At 53.5% G+C, this 18,614-nt stretch carries 16 protein-coding genes; 9 read left to right on the plus strand and 7 right to left on the minus strand.

Annotated elements, in window-relative coordinates; genetic code table 11:
• Window positions 1-164 precede the first annotated feature (164 nt).
• Together L248_RS02440 and L248_RS15730 are read left to right on the plus strand one after the other, a co-directional pair.
• Window positions 165-1,829, plus strand: a complete 1,665-nt coding sequence (locus L248_RS02440) for an APC family permease (RefSeq protein WP_022528465.1) — start codon at window positions 165-167, stop codon at window positions 1,827-1,829.
• A 676-nt stretch (window positions 1,830-2,505) separates the two neighbouring features.
• Entirely contained in the window at window positions 2,506-6,663 is a 4,158-nt protein-coding gene (locus L248_RS15730; protein WP_155828544.1) for a hypothetical protein, read from the plus strand.
• 90 nt (window positions 6,664-6,753) lie between these two features.
• On the opposite strand, the gene L248_RS02450 is transcribed toward L248_RS15730, so the two are convergent.
• Window positions 6,754-7,989, minus strand: a complete 1,236-nt coding sequence (locus tag L248_RS02450) for an aminopeptidase (protein WP_022528467.1) — start codon at window positions 7,987-7,989, stop codon at window positions 6,754-6,756.
• Between the two features lie 265 nt (window positions 7,990-8,254).
• Between L248_RS02450 and L248_RS02455 the strand changes: the two genes are divergently transcribed.
• Entirely contained in the window at window positions 8,255-8,890 is a 636-nt protein-coding gene (locus tag L248_RS02455) for a TetR/AcrR family transcriptional regulator (RefSeq protein WP_155828545.1), read from the plus strand.
• A 158-nt stretch (window positions 8,891-9,048) separates the two neighbouring features.
• On the plus strand, window positions 9,049-10,191 hold the full coding sequence (gene wecB / locus L248_RS02460) for a non-hydrolyzing UDP-N-acetylglucosamine 2-epimerase (protein ID WP_040534485.1): 1,143 nt from the start codon (window positions 9,049-9,051) through the stop codon (window positions 10,189-10,191).
• 238 nt (window positions 10,192-10,429) lie between these two features.
• On the opposite strand, the gene L248_RS02465 is transcribed toward wecB, so the two are convergent.
• The 6 genes from L248_RS02465 to L248_RS02490 form a co-directional block, all read right to left on the minus strand.
• Complete coding sequence (locus tag L248_RS02465) at window positions 10,430-11,509, minus strand: hypothetical protein (protein WP_040534486.1); 1,080 nt, start codon at window positions 11,507-11,509, stop codon at window positions 10,430-10,432.
• Window positions 11,510-11,522: 13 nt separating this feature from the next.
• Window positions 11,523-12,200 (minus strand): ABC transporter ATP-binding protein, encoded by a 678-nt coding sequence (locus L248_RS02470; RefSeq protein WP_022528472.1) that lies wholly within the window; start codon window positions 12,198-12,200, stop codon window positions 11,523-11,525.
• On the minus strand, window positions 12,184-13,380 hold the full coding sequence (locus L248_RS02475; RefSeq protein ID WP_155828546.1) for a hypothetical protein: 1,197 nt from the start codon (window positions 13,378-13,380) through the stop codon (window positions 12,184-12,186). Before L248_RS02475 ends, L248_RS02470 begins: the two co-directional genes overlap by 17 nt.
• 85 nt (window positions 13,381-13,465) lie before the next feature.
• Window positions 13,466-13,771, minus strand: a complete 306-nt coding sequence (locus L248_RS02480; RefSeq protein ID WP_040534490.1) for a hypothetical protein — start codon at window positions 13,769-13,771, stop codon at window positions 13,466-13,468.
• A gap of 264 nt (window positions 13,772-14,035) precedes the next feature.
• Window positions 14,036-14,503, minus strand: a complete 468-nt coding sequence (locus L248_RS02485; protein WP_022528474.1) for a GtrA family protein — start codon at window positions 14,501-14,503, stop codon at window positions 14,036-14,038.
• Between the two features lie 9 nt (window positions 14,504-14,512).
• Window positions 14,513-14,965, minus strand: coding sequence for a flavodoxin (locus tag L248_RS02490; protein WP_022528475.1), 453 nt, complete (start codon window positions 14,963-14,965; stop codon window positions 14,513-14,515).
• Between the two features lie 426 nt (window positions 14,966-15,391).
• Between L248_RS02490 and L248_RS15025 the strand changes: the two genes are divergently transcribed.
• The 5 genes from L248_RS15025 (at window position 15,392) to L248_RS02515 (ending at window position 18,381) form a co-directional block, all read left to right on the plus strand.
• On the plus strand, window positions 15,392-15,811 hold the full coding sequence (locus L248_RS15025) for a hypothetical protein (RefSeq protein ID WP_155828547.1): 420 nt from the start codon (window positions 15,392-15,394) through the stop codon (window positions 15,809-15,811).
• A 128-nt stretch (window positions 15,812-15,939) separates the two neighbouring features.
• Window positions 15,940-16,731, plus strand: a complete 792-nt coding sequence (locus L248_RS02500) for a hypothetical protein (protein ID WP_040534492.1) — start codon at window positions 15,940-15,942, stop codon at window positions 16,729-16,731.
• Entirely contained in the window at window positions 16,724-17,284 is a 561-nt protein-coding gene (locus L248_RS15735; protein WP_155828548.1) for a hypothetical protein, read from the plus strand. The genes L248_RS02500 and L248_RS15735 overlap by 8 nt, the downstream gene beginning before the upstream one ends.
• Before the next feature lie 18 nt (window positions 17,285-17,302).
• A complete protein-coding gene (locus L248_RS02510) occupies window positions 17,303-17,932 on the plus strand; it encodes an ABC transporter ATP-binding protein (RefSeq protein WP_022528479.1) in 630 nt (209 codons plus the stop codon).
• Between the two features lie 14 nt (window positions 17,933-17,946).
• Entirely contained in the window at window positions 17,947-18,381 is a 435-nt protein-coding gene (locus tag L248_RS02515) for a hypothetical protein (RefSeq protein ID WP_040534495.1), read from the plus strand.
• Window positions 18,382-18,614: the final 233 nt, after the last annotated feature.

The raw sequence follows: 18,614 nt of genomic DNA on the forward strand, positions 1-18,614 counted from the left end.
TTCTGAAAATAATTTTGAATTCGAAAATTGAATACCGTAGAATAAGGCGTAAAGAATTCTCCCCGGGAGGACCCGCTGTGCATAAGATGCCTTACCGCAACAAGCCGCCGGGCACACGCATTACCTGCTGTTAGTCTCTTTCAGAAAACACGGAGGTAATTGCGATGCCTGATACAACAGAGACCCGGCCCCACTATATTCCGTGGGTCGTGGTCGCGTTAATGGATTTCGTCACCGTCATCGGCTTCGACGATATCATTTATAACTTTCGGAACCAAGGCTTGGTGGCGGTCACCAGCTGGGTGCTGATGACCTTTCTCTACGTCATTCCGTACTCCTTAATTGTAGCGCACTTAGGGTCCACGTTCAGCGCCGATGCCGGCGGTATCACCAGCTGGGTGCGGGAGACCAACGGCGATACGCTGGGCTACTTCGCCGCGTGGTTCTACTGGATCACCGGCCTGCCCTACGTCGTCGACGTGGCCAATTCTGTGGTCATCAGCTTCGGCTGGATGGTCAACGGCGACGGCGACATCCAGTCCCACATGAACAACGCCTGGTTCGGGCTGCTCACGGCGGTGGTGTTCATCTTCTTCATCTGGTTCCAGAGCCGCTTCCAGAACAAGTCGCTGGAGATCATGTCGGTCATCGGCGGCGGGGCGATGTTCATTATGACGGTCCTGTTCGTGGGCATGACCATCGTCGGCCTGACCCAGGGCAGCCCGATCAAGACCCAGCCGTTTAACCTGCAGGCCTTTCTCCCTAAGAAATTGGACTTGAGCTTCTTCGCCACCTTCGGCCTGTTCATCTTTGCCATGAACGGGTCCGAATTGGCGGCGCCATACACGGCGGACATGAAGCACCCCAGCCGGGACTTCCCCAAGTCGTTGAAGATGATCGCCGTGATGACGATGTTTCTGACGTTGTTCGGGACCTTCTCCCTGGGCGTCTACTTCAACGCCCACCACTTGCCCAACGACTTGAAGATGAACGGGTCGTACTATGCGTTCCAAGCCATCGGCAAGCAGTTCGGGCTGGGTAATATCTTGATGTACGTCTTCGCGGTGGTCCAGTGTATCTACATGCTGGCCCAGCTGGCGGTGATTCTGGACGCCTCCACCCGAGTCTTCCTGGGGGACATGGCCAAGCGCTTCATGCCGCGCCAGCTGAGCAAGACCAACGCCGCTGGCTTGCCAATCAACGGGTATTGGATGACGACGATCCTCTGCGGCATCATCATGGTCATCGCCGGCTTCCTGCCCCAGATCAACGACATCTTCAACTGGCTGCTGAACTTGAACGGCATCGTCTCGCCGTTCTCCACCTGCTTCCTGTTCTGGGCGTTCATGATGGTCCGGCGCCACAGCGACCGTTACCCGACGCCTAGCTATACCTATCTGAAGAATGACCGGGTAGGCTTCCTGGTCGGTCTATGGATGTTTGCCATCACCTTCCTCTTTGCCTTGATGGGCTTCTGGCCGGTGGACGCGGCATACGGCAGCGCCCTCTGGACCCGCTCGCTGGTGCTCTATATCGTGGTCACACTAGGCATGGTCGTGCTGGGCTTCCTGATGCCCTGGATCGCCAAGCGCCAGAGAGAAAGGGACGGCCTCGCCTTTGGCGCGGCCTTTTGGTACACCGTTACCGGCCTCCTGATGGTCGGCGGCGTGTATGTCTTCACGATTGGGATTTACAACGAGATCGTCCCGGCCAGCTTTGGCGTTTGGCGGGTCGTGATTACAGTGCTGGTCGACTTGGGCGTGGTCGCCCTGGTCTGGCTGGGCACGCGGAACGGCCGGCGGCAAGTGGCAACGGCGGCAGACGATTAACGCAATCGCCCATACTGGCGACTGTTCAATTCGGGTGGGGGATACCTCACCCTTTTTTGCATCGACTTAATGGTGTCTATCGATGATAAGCAGCATCCAGCGCGAAATCCAACGATTGACCGAGCGACAGTAGCAGAAATACTGACTCTGACGGCACACCATGGACCGATGCTTCAGCCGGGTGTGCGCTCCACGGAGGCTGCGAAAAGCAGCCGTACTGTGGGTCGAAATGGACATGTACTAAAGGGCAAAAACACAGCCAGTTAAATAATTTTCGAGTTCGGTGAATACACGTGGAAGGGTGACGTTATTTTCCCACGCGTGTTTTTTTGTTGTGTTTTAATCAGCGGATACAAAGGACCAACTTGATTCTTCCACATTATTTAATTACGTATTTGACTATTGCCAAAAATAACACACATTTTGTATGAAAGCGACATCAATCATCCTTGCAATACAATTCCCACTATTAATTACCTTGAAAAAGTGGGAACTAAGTGGGTAAATAGAGATGAAGAAAATTCACAAAAAAGAATATTTAGGGAGCTAAAATACGATGAGGGAAAGACGGACACTTTTGTGGTTGGCCGCCACACTCGTGTTAGGATGCAGCATGGTTTTCTCTACTGTCAGCCAAACACGATTGGCTTTTGCGGCCGCTGCGCCGCAAGGAGAATTGAAGACACAGGCAGGTAAGACGTCACTCAATGACTTTACGGGCACGATGCCCAATTTTCCCCCGCCGACGTCTGCACCGTCTGCTGCCACCGCCGGACTGTCCGCAGCAACATCACCCAATTCAATCACGGCGACCACGAGTGCGCAGTATATTGATGACGGGACAGCACCCTTTGACAGCGACGACAATGCCGGGGACGATTCATCGGCCCACAACAATCGGGTGCGCTCATTCGATACGATTCTGATTCCAGTCTATTATCATATCAACACAGCAGTGGCAAATCCTACCAGCCTGACAGTCCGTGTTGACGGCTATGTGGCGGGCGGCTACTCGCAGGGAAGAGTGGTGGCATATTTTCCTCACTTCGATACGTCGGATAACACAACTGACACCATTAACGTGGATGCGGCGACTGGACAATCGAGCTTTTCTCAGGTACGGACATTAAACAACTTGAGCGGCGTGATCTATGTCACCGTTGCTACGGAAATGGGTTACCAGGGGGCAACGTTTACGCCGCATGTTAATTTGGCGCTGACTGGCGTCAACGGATCATCCGTAGTTAGTGCGCCGGCAGTATCCGTCAGCGGCATACCGGCGTATACGTTGAGTTGTACACCGGATGTCTCATTCAACGTTTTTGGCGCCAATGCTAATGTCACACCCCCGGTTTCAATGTATCAATATGTCGCTGTTCAACTAAACCAGTTATCCCATGGAAATGCTGAGTCTGAAAAGGGGGTAACATTTCCTAACAGTGTTACGTTTACTACCCATATCACCGGTGATGTGACGATGAAGAACAGTAGTGATCCACAATTAACCGGCGATCCGGGTGCATCGTCTTATTTTTCGGGCGGGACTGTACCCGATGCGAACACGTCACCAAGCAATCAGAAATCTGGAGTCCCCTATATTTGTTCCACGACCCGTGTTGGCACCAGCCAAACAACAACACTCACTTTTACTAACCAAGCCGGTGCCTTTAACAATAGCTACCATTTTTGGGCTGATCCAGTGAGAGATGCCACTGAATTAAATAATATTGACATTGCATCGTACTGGACATATCAGGACCCGTTTTCTTTAGGGGGTATAATGAATCCAAACTCTTTGGAAAACACAGTGACCCTATATAACAACTTTGCTTTTGCCGCTGGGACTAATCTAAACGCCGTTACTTTAAATTATGATTCTGCGGACAGCATTCCACATTTTAAGCCGCAACCACCCGCTGGTGAATTTCAAACGTATGTGGGCTACTCGAATCCCAATGATTCCCCATCTGGTCAGACACCCTTTGTCAGTTCATTTACCCCAGGAACCGAACTGGAAAGTTACGACGACCGAGATCGGTTATTTCACTCTGCTGTTCAGAATATGCCTTTACGGATTGCCAGTTTATTACCTAGCATTGCTAAACCTGCCAGTACCACGTATCACGGCGGCACCTGTTATGTGATGAAGTGGAATCCTAATAGTTTCAACCTGACGACCGACGATGTCAGTGCTACTCAGAACGCTGAGAGTTCCGGAGGTGCCGGGACACTGAAATGGGGCGTTCTCCAATCTTCTGTCACACCGGCCTACTCGGGTCAGGGGTTATTTGATCACGGCATCTCGGACTATACGTGGTATTCAAATTACCAGGCTGCGCAGCAAGACGGTCAAGTGAGTGCCATCGCCCTTGATCGGCCGGCGGCGATTGCGGCCGGTGATGTGGAAAACATTGGTGCGCAATTGGTCATTCATTCGGGCAGTTTGATTGGTGGTGCCGATACTGCAGGCAACCCCAATATGGTCTCTTCCAATCTATATTTGTATCCTGATGCCAATCGGGAATCTGTCATCTCGGTTGCCGAGAGTGACCAGCCCGACTTCACGAACGCGGACGAATATTCCGGTAATACGCTCATGCACCAGACCCCCTACCGGGACTACGATGAAACTTACGGCCAGTTTGTCACCATTGGCGTCGTGAAGAACACCTTGGCCAGTTATGCCGCTCCGTTTAATGGATATGGAAGTTATGGCTGGCATTTTTCGGCCTTCAGTTTTTCTCGGGGTAATGGATTTCCAGTTGATGCACCCTGGAGCGACCAGCAAATCAATTACGTCCCCAGCCAACCTGAGCTTCTGCATATTCCCGGCAGTCTAGTGTATTTGGACATGACCCATCCCGATCAGCAGCAGAAAATTACCCGTACTGTTACCCTGCCCCAGGGTGTGCGGTATGACCCAAGTTACCCTCCTCAGCTCGATTACGGGAACTACGGATCCTATTCTCCCCTGTTTACACAGGCATCAACCCAGCCTTCTTGGGCGCACTTTCCCAAAATCACACCACCGCGTATTTACAGCAATACCGACGGCACGACAACGCTAACGTGGACGTACGAACTTTCGTACAACGATTTAGAGAAAAGCTTTATTTATGCAGGCGCCCCCAACACTTTACCCGACATTAATTTCAAAGTCCGCTTCGACGATTATGCTTGGTCGTACACTGGTACGCCGCCGACAGTCTCGGTCACACTCCCGGACCATGGCCAGCACATCCTCGTGGCGGGGGATGTGACGAACAATTCACCCTGGGCAAATAACGCCGACCTGTCGCAAGCTCTTAAAGTTAGTCTCAACGCCGGCCCTTACGTTTCTGCCATCATACCCCAATCCATTGGCTATCCGCACAGCAGTTTCACAGTCAAAAACCGGCCCTATTCCACCGTCTACCCCACGGGGAATGATGACATGGTCGGGCTGATTCCAATTTCGCACAACGGAGATGCCGCCGGCTCTAATTTCCACGGGCAAGTGCAGCTCAGCAAGCTAGCGGTCACACCCGGCGGCCACACTGTGGATGTATACGTCAGCACGGCTGCCGCAGCGGAGTCGATCACTAATCCACGTGATGTGAACATCAGCGACGGCACTTGGACCAAATATACCGGGGATGCTTCACAATTAGCCAAGGTCACGGCAGTTTACTATCACGTTAGCGGCAACATGCCATATGCGGACCATACCGTGTCCATTGACACAACCTACAGTACGACTAACAATTTGCCAGGAGATATTTATGCTGCCAACTCCGTCGTCGCCGGCTACACGACCGATAGTACGCCTAAGAATGTCGTCAACACGGCGGCCCCCAGTACGTACCAGATTACGGCGGGGCAGTTCTCGGGTCTGGAATGGCACGATATGAACGGCGTGGTGAACGGCCAAACTCAGGGTCCAGACGGTTTGCTGAATCATCAGGATATCGGCGTTGACGGTACCGTGACCCCGGTGGGTGTCAACCTGTTCAAATTGAATACCAGTACTCAGCAATGGGAACTGGCTGAACACTATGACACCGCCACTGGCCAGATCAGTACGGCGGATGTTCTCCAGAGTGCCGCTGGCAACTTTGCGTTGGACGGCATCACGGCGGGGCAGTATTGCGTCGGCTTTAATCGGGGTGATGCGGCCGCAGTTGGTTTGCGGCCGACGAAGAGTGATGTCGCTCTGGATGGGAACAGTACAATTAACTCGGATCTCAGCAATACGACAGCCACCAGCGGCAGTGAAACATACTACCTAAGCAGCAAGACATTTACCATGCCGGATTTGACGAATCTGGGGTCAGCGCCCAACATGATCTTCGACAACGTCAATGCCGGTTTCATCGGTGTCGACGGAGGATACAGTCTCAGTGTGCCCAATTTGAATTTTGGTTCTCACGTGCTGCCGCTTCTGGCGAGCATTGCGGTGCTGCCGAATTTGCCAAAGGCAGGCGCAACTGTGCCCGATAATACCGTGACTGCCAAAGTAATACCGACGTACGCCAATCCGTACAATATCGATGTCTCTGTCGCAGTCAGCCCATTTCATTTACTGGACAGCACTGGCCAGCCTACCAGTACGGAGGGGTTGCAAGAAAGCACTATCAACTTCTATCCCCAAGCGGCGGATCAGAGTCCGACCGTTAGCTTGACTCCCGGCGATGCCGCCCAACCATTGTGGCAAAACATCCGCCTGACCGGGTCCTATAGTGAAGACTACAACCGGATCGTCTTGGATGTGCCTCAACCGAATGCTCAGAATATGGTTCAACCGGGCAAGTATCAGGCGACCATGACATACACACTGAATGTGGCGGGGTTGTGAGCCCGTAGAGAAATGGTCAGAAAAAAAGCAAGGCGGCCCATTCCAGGGTGCCTCGCTTTTTTTCATTGCCCGCAGTTTTTTCCGTATTGACTAACGGACCCAATTACCAGCCCGGAACACCGGCACACTGGTCCCGTCAGCCTGGAGACCGTCAATACTCATATCGCTGCTGCCGACCATGAAGTCCACGTGGACCTGGCTGCGGTTAAGGCCGGCGGCGGTCAGCTGGGCGTCATCCATCTGGGTGCCGCCGGCGACGGAGAAGGGATAAGCCGCCCCCAGGGCGAGATGGCTGGCGGCGTTCTCGTCGAAGAGGGTGCTGTAGAACAGAATGCCGGACTGGGCGATGGACGACTGGTCAGGGACCAGGGCTACTTCACCCAGGGAACGGGCACCGGCGTCGGTGGCCAGTAAATGCTGGAGGACGTCGTTACCTTGGTCGGCCGTGGCTTGGACCACTTGGCCGTCCCGGAAAGTGAACTGCATCCCCGTCAAGAGCTGGCCGCCGTATGCCAGCGGCTTGGTGGCGGTCACCCGGCCATTGATGCGGGTGCGGTCGGGGGCGGTGAAGACTTCCTCGGTGGGCATGTTGGGCACGAAGGTGTCGCCCGCCGGCGTCTGGGCCTCGCCGGCCATCCATACGTGGTGCGCGGGCAAGCCGATATGTAAGTCGGTGCGCGGGGAGGTGTAGTGCAGTTCGGTGAATTGCTGCTGGTTGAGCCAAGCAGTGCGCTCGGCCAGCTTCTTAATGTGTGCTGCCCAGGCCCCGCGGTAATCATCATCGCCCAGACGGACCGTCTTGAAGATGGCTTCCCAGAGCTTCATGGTGGCACCGGCCGCGCTCAACTGGGGGAAGACGGTTTGGGCCCACTGGGGACTGGCCGCGGCAACGACGGTCCAGGCAATATCGTTGTTCTGGATGGCGACCCGCCAAGGCTGGCCCACCGTGCCCAGCGCCCGGCGGTAAGCCGCGGCTCGTTCGGGATCAACTCCGGCCAGGGCATTGGGGGCTTGGGAATGGACAGAAATCCGCTTGGCGTGATGCTGCAGCCAGTATTCGATCTGGTCGGCGTACATCGGCGGGACCGTCAGCAGGCGCTCGTCCGGGGCGTGGAGCAGCTTTTGCCGGTCTAACGCGTCGTTGTGCCAATCAGTCAGGACTTCGACCGCGCCGGCGGCGTATGCCGCACTGCCGATTTTTTCGGCGAGTTCGCTTTGGTCGCTGCTGATAGTGACGACCACGGTGTCGCCGGGCTTGACCGCCACCCCGGTATGAATGATCAAATCGGCATAGCGGGTCAGCTGGTCAGAAAGGGTATAAGTCATTCAGATTCCTCATTTCGCAAAAAAACAGCGTATTAAATAACGGTGATTCGCCGATAGTATACCACGACTGGGGCCTTATTGAACCAATAAGAAAACAGTCGCAAATCTGAGACACGAAAAAAGTATGAGAATCTTCGAGAATGTGATAACATAACGCTGGAGGATGTTGCGGCACGAGACACTATTTTTCAAAAGCGGTCATTTTCGCTCAACTTGGACGTGGGGGTCTGTTAGAAAAATAACGTCTCGACAAAGGAGGTTCATCATGGCACGAAGGAAAATGATTACCCGTGATATGATTCTCACCAGTGCGTACGATTTGGTGGTGAAGGATGGCTTCAATAATTTCACGGCACGCAATATTGCAAAACGGATGGGCTGTTCCACCCAGCCGCTGTACTTGGAGTTCAGCTGCATGGACGACTTGAAACGGGCTGTGATCGAGAAGATCCAGGATTATCTGCGGGAGGATGTCTTCAGCCGGCACTATACCGGTGACCCGCTGATCGATCTGTCGCTGTCGTACATCGACTTGGCCAAGAACGACCGGTCGTTATACCGGGCGATTTATATCGAGGACCATTTTGGCCGCGAAGCGATGCGCCGCTTTGCGTACGAAATGGGCATGGAGCGCTTGCGCCTCTATCCCGATGCTCAGCAGCTGTCGGAACGGCGGCAGCGGGACATCATCACTGGCAACTGGATCATTTCCACCGGTCTATCGGCCCTGGTATCGGCAGGATACCTGGATATTTCCCAGGATCAGATGGTCCAGATCTTGACGGCCCAGCTCAACGATTTCATCGCCAACGACCGATTCCAGAGCACGGAGAAGACACCAACTCACCAGGAACTGACGGTGAGCACGGACCGGCGGCTGCACCCGAAGATTCAATTTTAACCATTTTTACAGCATCGCCGGACCGACGGCAGCGGGGGCATGACGCCCAGCACCGCCGGCTTTTTTGCCGCCGCGGCCGCCTTTCTGCCCTTGGCCCCCAGAACCCGTGGGGTATAATGGAAGAAGATTGCAAACATATTGTTGCGGAGGTTAATCGATTGGCAAAAGTAAAAGTTATGACCGTCTTCGGGACGCGCCCGGAGGCCATTAAGATGGCGCCGGTGGTGCTGGCACTGAAGAAGCGCACCGCGGACTTCGACACCGTCACCGTGGTGACCGGCCAGCATCGGGAGATGCTCCAGCAGGTGCTGGACATCTTCAAGATCGTGCCGGATTACGACCTGCATATCATGCACCAGAACCAGACCCTGGCGGACATCACCACCCGCGTGCTGGAGAATCTCGGGGCGATCATCGTGAAGGAGCAGCCGGATATTCTGTTGGTGCACGGCGATACGACGACTACCTTCGCCGCCGCGATTTCTGCCTATTATCAACAGGTCAAGATCGGCCACGTGGAGGCGGGCTTGCGGACGTGGAACAAGTACTCGCCGTTCCCGGAAGAAATGAACCGCCAGCTCACCGATGTCTTGAGCGACTTGTACTTCGCGCCGACGACCACCAGCCGCGCCAACTTGCTGAAGGAAAATCACCCGGCGAAGAATATCTTCATCACCGGGAATACTGCCATCGATGCGCTGCAGTATACCATTCACGACGACTACCACCATGCCGTGCTGGACTTGATCGACCCGCACAAGCGGATGATCCTGGTCACGATGCACCGGCGGGAGAACCAGGGCGAGCCGATGCGCCGGGTATTCAAGGTAATGCGCCGGGTGATCGACAGCTACGATGATGTTGAGATCGTTTATCCGGTCCACCTGAACCCGGTCGTGCAGAAAGCGGCGCACGATATCCTGGGGGACGATCCCCGGGTGCACCTGATCGACCCGCTGGACGTGGTGGACTTCCACAATCTGGCGGCGCGGAGCTACTTCATCATGAGTGATTCGGGCGGCGTCCAGGAAGAGGCCCCGTCCCTGGGCAAGCCGGTGCTGGTCCTGCGCGATACCACCGAGCGGCCGGAAGGCGTCGCAGCGGGCACCTTGAAGCTGGTCGGGACGCAGACGGATGCTGTGGAGTCCGCAATGCGGGAACTGCTGGATGATCCGGCGGCTTACAAGAAGATGGCAGAGGCGAAGAACCCTTACGGCGACGGTCATGCGACCGAACGGATCCTGGATGCCATTCTGTATTCGTTTGGAGAGAGAAAAGAGCGGCCGGCGGAGTTCGAGTAGAGAGATCTGTTCTCGAGGCCGGGTGACTACGGGCTTGGCGACAGCAATATTTCTGCGCGTAACGAAGACCGAGTTGCTCACTAGACGACTGTAGGGATCTATCCAGCTGAAGCTGCTCTCATCGAAGTCAGCCTGCGACTTAAACGACCGATTCACTCACGATATCAATAAAGACTGGCACAATTCGGTGCAGGCAGAGTTTTACTCGCTTGCGTTTGTCCCAGCCTTTTTTGTTGTCTCAATGCGCATATGCGCGCATCGTCAACGACAAGACGACAATATTACTGAGTGCCAGTCCAGCCAACACCATGAGATATGTCGTTCCCGCCAGCAGCAGGATGCCTTGGCTTTGCCAGAGCCATTGACCAACGATGGTGACGGCCAAGGCGGCTGTGCCGATGATAATGCTGCCGGCTTGGCGGATAAAGCGTTCAGCCCAGGTGAAGAGAGTGGTGGCGAGGGTCAGGGTGAGGGTACCGATGAGGAGTGCTTTGGCGACGGCGGTGAGAAGGGGCATGAAGACCGTGTCGTGGACGACGAGGGGATAGGACCAGCTGCCGCGGGTTTCGGGTAGGAGCGGGTGGCCGAAGAGCGTCAGGATGAGGGCGGCAGTCAACACAGCGATGGTGAGCAGGCCGAGCCAAGTGAGCAGGTCGACAGCGAGGCGGGCCAGCGGCCAGGTGCCGGCGTGCTGGAGATTGCGCAGGAGCAGGGCATTACTGCCGCGCCAGTGATCCTGCAGCCGGGTCAGGTGCAGGGCGAGCGCCAGAACCAGCACGACGGCCGGGGCGCAGAACCAGGAGGCGAGGTTATAGAAAAAATTAGGTGCGCGCACGGAGGCGGGCAGCTCGAAACCAAGCCCAGCTTGCTGGATACGGCGGTACCAGGCAATCTGCTGGGCGTAACGTTCCGCTGAAAAACGGACCTCCTGCCCGGTGGGGTCGAAGTCGCGGACATAGGCCCGGGACAACGTGACGACCTGTTGACCATTGGTGAGAAAAGTGGCGTTATCGCCGTCAGTGAAGGCCAGTTTTTGCTGGGTGGCGATGTCGGCTAAAGGGGATAACCGAGCCAACCGTTTGTTGATGGCTGCCTTCTTCGCCTTATCTTTGGTGTCTCGATACGCTTGCCCGAGTTGGCTTACGGCATTGTCCAAATTGTCGCCCACCGTGTTCAGCCGGGCAATGAGGGTGTCTCGTTGGTTAGCTTGGTCGGCTTGGGTCTTCACGAAAATCAGACCGGCCAGTACAGGGGCCAACAGCAATAGTCCCCAGATCAGGCGGCTGCGCCAAAGACTATGCCATTCCCATTTGAACATGTCGCTCACCCCCTTATTCGAACAATCGTGTATACAGGCCCTCGGCATTCTCTGTTTCTGTCAGCTGCGTCCGTTGGAGCTGGTGGTCATGAATGTAGATGACCTCTTTGGTGATGCGGTCAACTTCATCCAGATTATGGGAAGACACAATGATGGTTTTCCCGGCAGCCCCGGCTTGCAAGATGGCCTGGCGGACCGTCTTCAGACTGCTTGGGTCCAATCCGTTCAACGGCTCGTCCAGCAGAACCAGCGGCGCGTCCACTAGGAAGGTCATCGCCACCAGCAGCCGCTGGCGCATACCCAGGGAATATTGCCGCACACGCTTGTCCAAGAAATCCGTCACTTGAAGGGCTGCCGCAACCGGCAAGATCTGTTCCTCCGGCAAGTGGTGCAGCTGAGCGATCAACTGCAGATGTTCCCGCGCGGTCAAGTAAGGATAGAGCACAGAGATGTCCTGCATGTAGGCCATTTGGGCATAGACCACCGCGGGAGTCAGGGGCGCGTCCATGACGGTGATACTGCCTTGATAATGCTGCAGACTGCCGCTGAGGATATTGAATAGGGTCGTCTTGCCGCTGCCGTTGGGGGCAACGAAGGCGTAGATGCCCGGTTGGGTGATGCTGAGCTGGGCGTGGTTAAAAATCGGTTGGCGGCGGAACTGAAACGTCAGATCCTTAATTTCTAAAATCATAACCATACCTCCGATTCCGCTGCAGCAAGCCGAGCGCACCGGCGAGCAGAACAATACTCCAAAGAGTCAGTACGAGCACGGCCTGGGCGAACGAACCGCTCCCCATTCTGTAAAGGGCGAAGCCATTGCTGACGGCACCGACATTCAGATAGGGGAAAGGCAGCCAAGGGGTGCGTTGAATGAAGAATCCCAGGCCGGCGGTGAGAGCGGTCAGCACGGCCGCAAGCAATGCGTTGCGGGTCAGAACGCTCCAAAGCATATCAACGGCGAAGCCCAACATGATGACCAGGAATAAGAGCAGCGCACCGCGGCCGAGAAAAGCAGCCAGGGTGATGAAAGTCTCACTGCCGTCGATGTGCCAGAGCAGGATCGGGTATTGCAGACTGCCTGCGGGAGAAAAGAGCAGGGAACCCGCCAGAAACAGACCGACCGGCACGAGCACCGCCGCCGCTGTGGTCAGCACCCCTAAGGCGAAGCGGCTGAGCCACAGACGGTGCGGGTCAACGCCGTTTACTGTGAGCAGTGATAAGTGGCGGTGGGCCTGGTTCAGCTCGCTGGCAAAGGCCGTACCATAAAAGAGAATGATCACGAGGATCAGTGGCAGCAGCCAATTATTTCGCAACATGTGGCCGATGAAGTACCAGCCATTGGTGTAGAAACGAGCTCCAGCGGTTCTGGCAATGGAAGCGTATTGATCTGGGTCTCCAGAATAACGTTCGGGTGTCAACTCATCTCGCAATTGCCGGGCTGGGAAAAACGGGATCAAGCGTTTCTCAGTGACTATGGTTAATTCTTGAACTGAATTGGTCAACTCAGTTTGTGAGAACACAGGGCCTGAGACTGTAGTACCAGTGGCAAGTGTTCCAAAGGAGCGATTGCTTGTACCCGGGCCACTATTTTTAGAGTTCTTTAAGGATGATAAATACGCATTTGCGTAGGCCGATGCGCCATCTTTTAATTGAGCTTGCTCATATTGGTATCGCTCAAGCCAAGGCCCTTTCATCTTTTCTTTGTTTTCATTGGCGATGGCTTTTGTTAACGTTGTTTGATACGTATGGAGGTATTCCTGTCCATTACTCATTTCACGAGCGAAAAGAAATGCAAATATTAGTGTGATGGCTACCGAGCACAGTAAGATAACTCTTTTATGGGTCAACTGAAACACAAGAATTTTGTTCATGTTGTTGTGTCCTTTCAACATAAAAACTGCCCACACCGCGCATTTTCACTCGGTACAGACAGTTCATCCGCAAAGTAAGGTCAAATCAAGGCGCTAACGTGAACGTACCATAATAAGACCCCACATACCCGTTAATTGTGCCTTGGTATCCAGTACGTTTCGCACCTTGCGCATTGTAGTAGACACCATTAATGGGTACAGTCTGCCACAATGTTTGCGGTGAAATGTCTTGGAACCAAAAAACGTAAGTGCCAACGAGTTTTGCAGCTGGATCGGACGCTGCTTGAACAGTTGGCTGATTTGGTGAGAAGGATTGAGCCATGGCTGTGAAGCCAAGGGCCAATCCAAGAGCCATTAGAAAGGAAACTACCAAGCCAAGACCTTTCTTCATGATGGTCATCTCCTAAATTTTTTTGAACATCTTAATAATATCAGAAGAAGGGCTCATTGGCAACCCTTACGAATGAGAAACGATGACATAATTGTTGGACTTCAACTTGGCCAACAATCCAGTCAAGGACTGGTTTTACAGAAGCAACTGCCCATATTAGGGCCAATAGTTGCGTACGAAAAACACACCTCCACGTCACAAACATAAAAACGAGAAGGTGTGTCGTTCTTTTTGGCGCGCCAGGTTTATCCGCAATCGGAACTATTATGACTGTTTCTTGTTTGCTGCTACCCGGGCCCGAATCCGATCCACGGTCCGGTGTTTCTGGCGAATGAACGTCCACCGTGACGTCGCGTAGTTGAACAGCCCCACCAGTACCTGGTCAATTACCTTGGCCCACATACTGGGAATGCCCAAGACTGAGATGCCGATGATCATGATGACGTTGTCCGCCACCAGCGACAGCAGACGGAAGCCGAAGAACGAGACAAGTTCGGTGCCGACGACCAGCCAGTCGTCGTAATGACTGTGGAACACCAGCGATTTAGTGAACAGGAAGGAAACGGCGTTGCTGATGACCCAAGCCACGTTGTTGCCGATGACGTAAGGAATGTGCCACACGTGGGTGAACACGAAATAGACCAGAATGTTCACCAAAGAAGCCAGAAAACCATACAGGGTGTAGCGCAAAAAATGGCGGTACTTATGCACCAGCGCGTGCCAGTTAGGCATAGTGTTCACCTACTTTTGGTCATTATAGCTGGCCAGCAGCTGTTTAGCGAAAGCCTGCAGGTTGGTAATGTCGTCTTCTTCTGGCGCCAGATCCACCTTGACGGAGGGGGCGCCTTGGGTGGCACCGGTTTTCTTAAAGGCTTCTGCAAAATCGTCCACGGACTTGGCGAAGTCATCGTAGAACGTGTCGCCGGAGCCGGCACAGCCGAAGACTTTGCCGCTGAGGTCTTCCTCCTGCAGGTCTTCGAAGAAGTCGACGGCCTCATCGGGCAGCTCGCCGTCGCCGTAAGTATAGGTGACCAGGACGGCAATGTCGTAGTCTTCGTACTCCGCAGCGTCCGTCTGGGAGATCTCGGACACGTCGACGTCGACGCCCAGGTTCTCGAATTCCTCTTCCAAAATATCCGCAATTTCTTCGTCGTTACCGGTCATGGATGCATACACAATTTTGGCACTGGCCATAAGTTCGATTCCTCCGATTGCCTTGCGCAAGACAGGCATAATAACCAAAGTATAGCACAGCGGGTGAAGCTAATCAGAGGAGGGTGGCCAATTATGGGGTGAGATTTTTCCTGTGAGAGAAAATACACCCAGGCCATTTTTAATCATCATAACTACGGCAAGTGGTATTAACGGTTGAGAGTAAGTAGCGCTCCAAATTGAGGAGCGCAATTCACAGGGCTTTTGATCTCCTTAAGAAAAAATTAATAATTAAGCACCTACAAACGCGTATAAAGCGCTTGCATTCCCAAAAAAACGGGTGTACCATTCATGTTTAAGTGGGATATTTAGTTGGTGGGAGACCAGTATACCTGCTTCATCAATGGTCGGACACAACTGGAGAGTCATTGCTGAGTGTTGGGTCAAGAAAGTATGAGGCTAACGGTTATGAAAACGGCTCGAGCAAACAAGTTCCGCTCAATGCTGGTTTCAGTGGCAGCGCTCTTGGCAGTGGGGACAGCTTCTGTACTGGCGGGCGCAAATTGGTCACAAGCAGATGTCACGGGGACACCAGGAGGAGGCTCATACCGGGTTGACTATGGTCATGCTGACTATAAGATCACCTCGGCTGCAAAAGCTTCGTTCAACGGTGATTACATGACAGCTCATCTGGGCGGACAGGTTGCACTATTTGACGGTAACGGTAATCGGCAGTCTGATTGGGTAGGTTTGTGGATTAACCAGACTTGGCGCGCATCATCTTGGGCATCCGTCTACAAGTACTACTATGGCGGTTACAAGACGAATACGTACGAACCAAATAACGGTCAGGTGGCACGCTTCCATTTTTCATCTGACATGTTGTAACAGTTCAGCTACATTGTAGCGATTAATGCTGGCGCTGTGTCCGGCACGAGGGGGGACGATCACCAACTGGTCGTCTCCCCTTTTCTTCTAAAGTCTGACTATGAGCCATGGAGAGAAGGGAAAACATCATGCTTCATTTTTGGCGAATCAAGGGATTGTGGATACGATCCGGTATCCTGATCGTTCTCATTGGCTGGCTGGCTTATTTATTCCCAGATTTCACAACGGATATGCCCCAACCTCAGAGACTGGAGCTGTTTGCCTCGTTTTTCAACCCTAGTCAAAGCCTATTCGCAACGTTGCTGCTCTTTATCAGCAGCTCCGTGCTCATCACAGATTACTGGGTTACTGGCTTAGCCGTGCACTGGACCGATTTTGTTGTTGGCCGCCGGTCTCGGGCGTGGCTCCTGCGCCATTTGTTTTTCACGACGTTTATTTTCTCTTTTGGTCTGATGCTTGTACTGCAACTTGTTGTTTACGGTGTCATGACGTACGTCCGTGGTCCAATTACGCTGACCGGCGATTTTGAATCTCAGTACTTGATGTTTGCCAATTTGCGAGCATCACTGTTGGCGGGTGTTTTGACCCACTGTATCGGTTATGCCGTGTTTTCTGACTTCGTGCTGATGATCGGCTTGTGGATCAAGAAACCCTTTATCTTCAGGATCAGCGGTCCCCTCATTGCACTCGTGATGTTCATCGGTCTGGCGATGTTGAACACGATTCCCGTGCTCAAAAACTTCTTGGCGTATTTGTATTTACCGAACCTGATTGCCCCCGGCCAGGTGGGCGATTTTGGGACGTTCATGCTGCCCTTACCCTCGTGGCTCGTTTTCGTTATTGCAGTGGGACTCTACAGCCTCGTCACGGTATTGGGGACCGTCGTTCGATTCAAGCGCGGGGGTGAAGTCGATGGCTGATACGCCGATGCGGCCCATATTTCGGCAGGCCTATAATGTCCGGGCTCTGGCCATTCTGGGCGGAGCACTCATATTCGGTCCATTGATCTCATGGTCCCCCCAAATCCATTATCCGATGGTCGTCACCTTGATTCTCAATAATGCTGTCTCGTTAACTAGCAATATTCTTTTTGTCCTGCTCATGACTTACCAGCTAGGACGTCTCCAAGGAATCGGTGTCTTCCTCTCGGTGCGCATGGGCGTGAGCAATTTCAAGGCGGCTGTATTTTCTGTTTTGTTAACCGACTGGGCATTTTATACGGTGATGCTGTATACAATTGAATCTGTCGTGTACGGCTGGGCGCATATCGAGACACGCTACGTTTGGCTTTTCTTCTTCGTCAACGCGCTGATGTACTTGCTGCTGGTGTTCATCATGACGTCAGCCCTTGCTGGTCTGCCGAGCGTTGTCGCTGCGGTCGTTGCGATCATCGTCGAAATCGCCTTCCACTACTTGTTGATCGTGCCTATCTTACCGCGCTTTGTTCAGGAATTCGACGTGACCCGTAATTAATTCAAGGAGGAAATCACGATGCCATTATTGACGCTTACCCATATTGCCAAAAACTTTGGCCAACAAACTGTGTTGTCAGACGTATCGCTGACCGTTAATGCGGGTGACGTTTTGCACATCACCGGTGGTAACGGTTCTGGTAAGTCGACGCTGCTGAAGATTATTGCGGGTATTATACCGGCGTCTGCCGGTACTGTCCAACTTGACCCGAATGTGCAAATTGGCGCATTGATTGAAAATCCTGGGTTTCTAGAAGGCGAGTCCCTCAAGACTAACTTGAGCTTCCTGGCCGCCATCAACCATCATCTTAAAACGGCAACGATGCAACCGCTTGCCGCCCGTTTTGCATTGGATTACCAAAGTCATCGGGCGATGCGCAAGTATTCTGTGGGGATGAGGGAAAAAGCCGGGATTATTCAGGCTGTCATGGAGGATCAAAATTTAGTCTTGCTAGACGAGCCCACACGCGGGCTGGATGATGCGGCGCTCACTGCACTGGTTGCTTTAATTACTGAATTACAGCAGCAGGGTAAAGCCGTCATCATTGCGGCCCATGATCGTTACACGCCGATTCGGTATACTGAGGATTGGCAGTTGGAAGGGGGACGGCTATCACGTACCGTCAACGTTCCGTCATCTATCCATTAATTTGGGGCGCGGCGGTGTTGGGCATTGCTAGTCGCGCGGCACTGACGTCGTCGGCCCGGTTGGCCTTTCTCGTCGGCTGGGCTCATCTGACTTTATTTCAAAATCTGATCACCTTTGGCATTATCGCTGCTCAGGCGATGGTGATTGGGAGCGCCATGCAGGACTTGACCGGACTCTATCCCATGATTGTGGCCCGGGCGCACCGCGTTGGCTTTCGGCGCATTGTCTACCGTGAACTGATGCAGCTGTGGTTTACTTTTGTTTTCATTGCTGGTCTGCTGACTGCTTTCTGGCAGGGGCAGTTTCTCTGGTGGCTGGTTTATGCCATTCTGTTGATGGCCGCCATGGCGGTTTTCACTCAGAAGCGGTTGGACTGGTCGGTACTGGAATTCTGCGGCCTCTTATGCTTACTGCGTCTGTTGATACAATACGGCTTGCTGGGATGGTAAAGGCAGTGGCCAATTTGATCGGGAATGCTCAATTGCGTACAAAAAGTCGTGTGCTATATCATGTCCGTTGCATCAGGATAAATGTAGTACACGGCTCTTTATTGATTTGCTATACAAAATGCAAATCAGCGACGCCGTGCCGCCAATTCACGCTCGGTTCACCGCACAGCTACTTTTCTGCCCACGAAAAAACAGCCTGACCCGCAGGCCAGACTGTCATATTCGTTGTGCGC

Source organism: Schleiferilactobacillus shenzhenensis LY-73, from assembly GCF_000469325.1.
Taxonomy (GTDB): domain Bacteria; phylum Bacillota; class Bacilli; order Lactobacillales; family Lactobacillaceae; genus Schleiferilactobacillus; species Schleiferilactobacillus shenzhenensis.

What these genes read in the sequence shown, in the direction of transcription:
- L248_RS02440 (WP_022528465.1), top strand. Translation starts at nt 165, where the DNA reads ATGCCTGATACAACAGAGACCCGGCCCCACTATATTCCGTGGGTCGTG.
- L248_RS02450 (WP_022528467.1), bottom strand. Translation starts at nt 7,989, where the DNA reads ATGACTTATACCCTTTCTGACCAGCTGACCCGCTATGCCGATTTGATC.
- L248_RS02455 (WP_155828545.1), top strand. Translation starts at nt 8,255, where the DNA reads ATGGCACGAAGGAAAATGATTACCCGTGATATGATTCTCACCAGTGCG.
- L248_RS02465 (WP_040534486.1), bottom strand. Translation starts at nt 11,509, where the DNA reads ATGTTCAAATGGGAATGGCATAGTCTTTGGCGCAGCCGCCTGATCTGG.
- L248_RS02470 (WP_022528472.1), bottom strand. Translation starts at nt 12,200, where the DNA reads ATGATTTTAGAAATTAAGGATCTGACGTTTCAGTTCCGCCGCCAACCG.
- L248_RS02475 (WP_155828546.1), bottom strand. Translation starts at nt 13,380, where the DNA reads ATGAACAAAATTCTTGTGTTTCAGTTGACCCATAAAAGAGTTATCTTA.
- L248_RS02480 (WP_040534490.1), bottom strand. Translation starts at nt 13,771, where the DNA reads ATGAAGAAAGGTCTTGGCTTGGTAGTTTCCTTTCTAATGGCTCTTGGA.
- L248_RS02485 (WP_022528474.1), bottom strand. Translation starts at nt 14,503, where the DNA reads ATGCCTAACTGGCACGCGCTGGTGCATAAGTACCGCCATTTTTTGCGC.
- L248_RS02490 (WP_022528475.1), bottom strand. Translation starts at nt 14,965, where the DNA reads ATGGCCAGTGCCAAAATTGTGTATGCATCCATGACCGGTAACGACGAA.
- L248_RS15025 (WP_155828547.1), top strand. Translation starts at nt 15,392, where the DNA reads ATGAAAACGGCTCGAGCAAACAAGTTCCGCTCAATGCTGGTTTCAGTG.
- L248_RS02500 (WP_040534492.1), top strand. Translation starts at nt 15,940, where the DNA reads ATGCTTCATTTTTGGCGAATCAAGGGATTGTGGATACGATCCGGTATC.
- L248_RS15735 (WP_155828548.1), top strand. Translation starts at nt 16,724, where the DNA reads ATGGCTGATACGCCGATGCGGCCCATATTTCGGCAGGCCTATAATGTC.
- L248_RS02510 (WP_022528479.1), top strand. Translation starts at nt 17,303, where the DNA reads ATGCCATTATTGACGCTTACCCATATTGCCAAAAACTTTGGCCAACAA.